Source organism: Streptomyces sparsus (assembly GCF_054776295.1).
On sequence record NZ_BAAHCA010000395.1, the window covers coordinates 1 to 4418 of the forward strand.

At 73.1% G+C, this 4418-nt stretch carries 4 protein-coding genes; 2 read left to right on the forward strand and 2 right to left on the reverse strand.

The window, feature by feature from the left end; all coding sequences use genetic code 11:
- Window positions 1-261 precede the first annotated feature (261 nt).
- Window positions 262-1170, reverse strand: coding sequence for a tRNA (adenine-N1)-methyltransferase (locus ACYVE9_RS17085; RefSeq protein WP_461028731.1), 909 nt, complete (start codon window positions 1168-1170; stop codon window positions 262-264).
- 110 nt (window positions 1171-1280) lie between these two features.
- Window positions 1281-2516 carry a site-2 protease family protein gene (locus tag ACYVE9_RS17090; RefSeq protein ID WP_461028732.1) on the reverse strand — a complete coding sequence of 412 codons (1236 nt, stop codon included), beginning with the start codon at window positions 2514-2516 and terminating at the stop codon, window positions 1281-1283.
- A 127-nt stretch (window positions 2517-2643) separates the two neighbouring features.
- Here ACYVE9_RS17090 and ACYVE9_RS17095 point away from each other — a divergent pair, with 127 nt between their 5' ends.
- Both ACYVE9_RS17095 and ACYVE9_RS17100 read left to right on the forward strand, forming a co-directional pair.
- The gene (locus ACYVE9_RS17095; protein ID WP_461028733.1) at window positions 2644-3645 is read left to right on the forward strand and encodes a RecB family exonuclease; all 1002 of its coding nucleotides are present in this window, start codon (window positions 2644-2646) and stop codon (window positions 3643-3645) included.
- Between the two features lie 46 nt (window positions 3646-3691).
- On the forward strand, window positions 3692-4363 hold the full coding sequence (locus tag ACYVE9_RS17100) for a response regulator (RefSeq protein WP_461028734.1): 672 nt from the start codon (window positions 3692-3694) through the stop codon (window positions 4361-4363).
- The last annotated feature ends 55 nt before the right edge of the window (window positions 4364-4418 follow it).

Genomic DNA, 4418 nt, shown 5'->3' on the forward strand with positions numbered 1-4418 from the left:
CCAGCAGCCCGGCGAGCGCGCCCGCGGTGGTGAGCCAGTGCACCGCGCGGGTGCGGGTGTGCGGGAGGTCCGGGCCTGCCGAGGGCTGCACGCGGGAGTTCTCCTGGGTCGCCGGGCCGATGGGAGTGCCAGCATGGTGCCACAGGTCACACCGGGAGGGAACGCCGGGGTCGGTACCGCGCCGGACGGACCCGCGGACACCTTCGGCCGGTACCCGCGCGGGGTACCGGCCGAAGGGTGGATCGTTGGGCTCCGGTTTGGTCAGGCGCCGGAGCGGGCGGCGGCGTCCTTGCCCGGACCGGTGTAGTCGTCGCCGTAGGCGCCCTTGGACGGCCGGCGGCGGCGCAGCGGCGGCTCGACACCGTCCGCGAGCCGCCGGGCGGTGAGCAGGAAGCCGGTGTGGCCGATCATGCGGTGGTCCGGCCGGACCGCGAGGCCCTCGATGTGCCAGTTGCGGACCATGGTCTCCCAGGCCGACGGCTCGTTGAAGGTCCCGTGCTCGCGGATCGCCTCGACGGTACGGGCCAGCTGCGTGGTGGTGGCCACGTAGGCGCAGACGATGCCACCGGGCACCAGCGCCTTGGAGACGGCCTCCAGGCACTCCCACGGGGCCAGCATGTCCAGGATGACCCGGTCGACGTCCGGGTCGGCGAGGTTGTCCTGGAGGTCACCGACGGTGAGCTGCCAGGCGGGGTGCTCCCCGCCGAAGTAGCGCTCGACGTTCTGCCGGGCGATGTCGGCGAAGTCCGCGCGCCGCTCGTACGAGTGCAGCATGCCCTGGTCGCCGACGGCGCGCAGCAGGAAGGTGCTCAGCGAGCCGGAGCCGACGCCGGCCTCGACGACACGTGCGCCGGGGAAGATGTCGGCCATCGCCAGGATCTGGCCGGCGTCCTTGGGGTAGACGACGGCCGCTCCGCGCGGCATGGACAGGACGTAGTCGGGGAGCAGGGGGCGCAGCGCGAGATAGGCGACGTTTCCGGTGGTACGGACGACACTGCCTTCGGGAGCACCGATCAGCTCGTCGTGGGGGAAGGCACCCTTGTGGGTGTGGAAGCTCTTCCCGGCCTCGAGCGTGAAGGTGTAGTGGCGTCCCTTGGGATCGGTGAGCTGGACCTGGTCCCCGACCTGGAAGGGGCCGCGACGGCGGGCGGCACCGGTCGGTTCGGACATGGGGGCAACCCTAGTCGAGTGCGCCCCGGGGACCGAATCGGGGCCGCCGCACCACCGCGGCCCACCGGGCGGCGGGTGGTCCGCGGTGGACGGCGGGTGGCGGGCGGGCGTCAGCCGGCGGGCTTGGCCATCGCGGCCACGAAGGCGCGTTCCACGTCCCCCGTGGACAGCACGCCGTAGATCTCACCGGTCTCCTCGACGACCAGGTACTCCGTGGCGGGGTGCTCCTTGAGGTGGTCGATGAGTTGCTCACCGGCCAGTTCGGCGGAGACCCGCATGCCGTCGGTGAGGTCCTGGGCGAGGGTGCCGACCGCGACCCAGGGGCGCCGGTGCTCGGGCACGGAGACGATGCCGCTCTCCCGCACCACCGCGGTGGGCGCGCCCTGGCCGTCGACGACCACCAGGGCCCGGGCGCCTGCCTCGTTGGCGCGGCGCAGCGCCTCCGACAGCGGGGTGTCGGAGGTGACGGGCACGGCCCGCCGGGTGAGGCGGCGGGCCCGCAGGTCGGGCAGCCGGGCACGGAGCCGGGCCATGCGCAGGCTGTTGCCCGCGCCGGTCCAGATGATGGCGGCGAGGATGGCGGCCAGCAGGGCGTCGGTGAGGGAGTTCAGGTTGCCGATGCTCTCGCCCCGGGAGAGGCCGCCCGCGTGGGTGGCGAGCGGCAGCCCGATCAGGACGGCCACCGCGAGCACCCGGCCGGTCCAGGCGGCGGCTACGGTGCCGGTCATGGGGTCGCCGGTGAGCTTCCACACGACGGCCCGCAGCATGCGCCCGCCGTCGAGCGGCAGTCCTGGCAGCAGGTTGAACGCGGCGACGATGAGGTTGGAGAGCATCAGCCCGAAGAGCAGCACGCCGGGCACGCTGCGCGCCTCGACGGTCAGCACGCCGAGGTAGAACACGCCGCCGAGCACCAGGGACAGCAGCGGTCCGACGAAGGCGAGCACGAACTCCCGCCCGGGCGTCTCGGACTCCTTCTCGATCTCGGAGACGCCTCCGAAGAACTGGAGCTGAATGCGGCGCACCGGCAGCTGGAAGCGGAGTGCCGCGACCGTGTGGGCGAGCTCGTGCACCAGGACGGAGGCGTAGAAGGCCACCGCGAAGAACAGGGCGATGAGGTAGCGGACGGCACCCAACTCGGGAAGCACCCGGTCGAGTTGCCCGCCGAACACCCAGGTGATGAGGGCCGCGACGAGGAACCAGCTGGGGGCCACGTAGACGGGCACGCCGAACGGGCGGCCCATCAGGATGTTGCCGCCGCCTGCGCGTGGGCGCCGGTCGCGGCCGTTCTCGGGGCTCTTGTCCCCGGCCGGCTGCGGCGGCTTCCCGTTGTTGTCCGTGTCTCCCACGGGCTCCCCTCGGTCCTGCGGTCGGGCGGCACCCCGCGGCGTCCTTCTCTCGTACCCGCGGGGCCGCCGGTGCTCCTGATGATGGTATGTGCCCCGATGTCAGTCCCGGGCCTTAGGGTCTTGCTCCATGGCATCCACCACCGACCGGCCCGCCGCGCCGCCCAAGTCGCTCTCGCCGTCGCGGGCGGCCGACTTCATGCAGTGCCCGCTGCTGTACCGCTTCCGGGTGATCGACAAGCTGCCGGAGAAGCCCAGTGCCGCCGCGGCCCGGGGCACGGTGGTGCACGCGGTGCTGGAGCGGCTCTTCGACAGCCCCGCGGCGCAGCGCAGTGTGCCGCGGGCCCGCGGCCTGGTCGCCGGCGAGTGGGAGCGGCTGCTGGCCAAGCGTCCGGAGCTGGCGGAGCTGTTCACCGCGGACACGGAGGAGAACGCCGAGCTGGCGCGCTGGCTGGCCGAGGCCGAGGCCCTGGTCGAGCGGTGGTTCTCGCTGGAGGATCCGACGCGGTTGGAGCCGGCCGACCGGGAGCTGTTCGTGGAGGCGAAGCTCGACTCCGGGCTGCGGCTGCGCGGGATCATCGACCGGGTGGACGTCGCCCCCTCCGGGGACATCCGCATCGTCGACTACAAGACGGGCAAGGCCCCGCGTCCGGAGTACGCCGCGGGCTCGCTCTTCCAGATGAAGTTCTACGCCCTGGTGCTGTGGCGGCTGCGGGGGGTCGTGCCGCGGCGGTTGCAGCTGGTGTACCTCGGCAGCGGGGACGTGCTCACCTACGACCCGGACGAGGCGGACCTGGCCGGTGTGGAGCGCAAGCTGCTGGCCCTGTGGGAGGCCATCCAGCTGGCCACCGAGACGGGCGACTGGCGGCCGAAGCCCAGTCGGCTGTGCGACTGGTGCGACCACCAGGCGCGGTGCCCGGAGTACGGCGGCACTCCCCCGCCGTACCCGCTGGTGATCCAGCCGCGGCTGCCGCTCGACGACACCGTGGCCGAGGGCGCTGCCCGGCCCGCGGAGGGCGACGCGGGGGCACGGACGGGAGCGGAGGCCGCCGCGGTTCCCGGCCCGCACCGGGAACCGGACGGAGCGCGCGACACGGGCGAAGGGCCGGGCATTTCGCCCGCGCGGCCTTAGGCGACAATGGGGCCGTTCCCGCCCGGCGGCATGTGAAGGAGTTCCCGTGGCAATCCGCGTCCTGCTGGTGGACGATCAGCCACTGCTGCGTACCGGTTTCCGGATGATCCTGGAGGCCGAGCAGGACCTCGCCGTGGTCGGGGAGGCGGGAGACGGTCTCCAGGCTCTCGACCAGGTCCGCGCTCTCCAGCCCGACGTGGTGCTGATGGACATCCGGATGCCGCGGATGGACGGTGTGGAGGCCACCCGGCAGATCACCGGCCCCGCGAAGGACGGTCCGGCGAAGGTGCTGGTGCTGACCACCTTCGATCTCGACGAGTACGTGGTGGAGGCGTTGCGGGCCGGTGCCAGCGGCTTCCTGCTGAAGGACGCGCCGGCGCAGGAGCTGGTGCAGGCGATCCGGGTGGTGGCGGCGGGTGAGGCGATGCTGGCGCCGAGCATCACCCGGCGGCTGCTGGACAAGTACGCCGAGCGGCTGCCGACCGGTGACGAGCCGGTGCCGGACACCCTGCACACCCTCACCGAGCGTGAGGTGGAGGTGCTGAAGCTGGTCGCCCGCGGCCTGTCGAACGCGGAGATCGCCGCCGACCTGTTCGTCAGTGAGACGACGGTGAAGACGCACGTCGGGCACGTCCTGACGAAGCTGGGGCTGCGCGACCGCGTGCAGGCCGCGGTGTACGCCTACGAGAGCGGCCTGGTGCGCCCCGGCGCCCAGTGACCCCGGGCGCCTCCCGTGCGGCGTTGCGGCCCGGGACGGGCCCCTGGCTCGTCCC